This window comes from Mesorhizobium sp. M2E.F.Ca.ET.209.01.1.1, from assembly GCF_004010375.2.
Taxonomy (GTDB): domain Bacteria; phylum Pseudomonadota; class Alphaproteobacteria; order Rhizobiales; family Rhizobiaceae; genus Mesorhizobium.
In genome coordinates this window covers 1-303 of sequence record NZ_SADP02000982.1, presented here as the reverse complement: position 1 = coordinate 303, position 303 = coordinate 1, and the positions used below count along the sequence as shown (strand labels likewise).

2 protein-coding genes are annotated in these 303 nt (G+C 64.0%); both read right to left on the bottom strand.

All coding sequences use genetic code 11. The features are described 5' to 3' along the window. Window positions 1–143, bottom strand: a 143-nt coding sequence (locus EN852_RS38770) for a GTP-binding protein (RefSeq protein ID WP_145994162.1), incomplete at its 3' end; no start/stop codon positions are given. Beyond that, window positions 130–303, bottom strand: a 174-nt coding sequence (locus tag EN852_RS38765; RefSeq protein WP_145994161.1) for an amidohydrolase family protein, incomplete at its 5' end; no start/stop codon positions are given. The genes EN852_RS38770 and EN852_RS38765, both read right to left, overlap by 14 nt.

Genomic DNA, 303 nt, shown 5'->3' with positions numbered 1-303 from the left:
AATTCGTTGACGATGACGGCAGCGCCGGCAAGCGACGGCTGGCGCAGCAGGTGGTTGAGCACCGTCGTCTTGCCGCTGCCGAGGAAGCCGGTAAGCACCGTCACCGGTATCCTGGCGTCGCTTGATGGATCAGGCGCGCTCATAGACCACCCTCCCCTCGAAATACGTCGTCAGCACTTTTGTGTCGGCGAGGTCCTCGGCCGGCGTCTCCAGCACGTTGCGGTCGAGCACGATGAGATCGGCGGACTTTCCGATCTCGATCGAGCCGACAGTGTCGGCAAGGCCGATGGCGCGGGCCGAGTT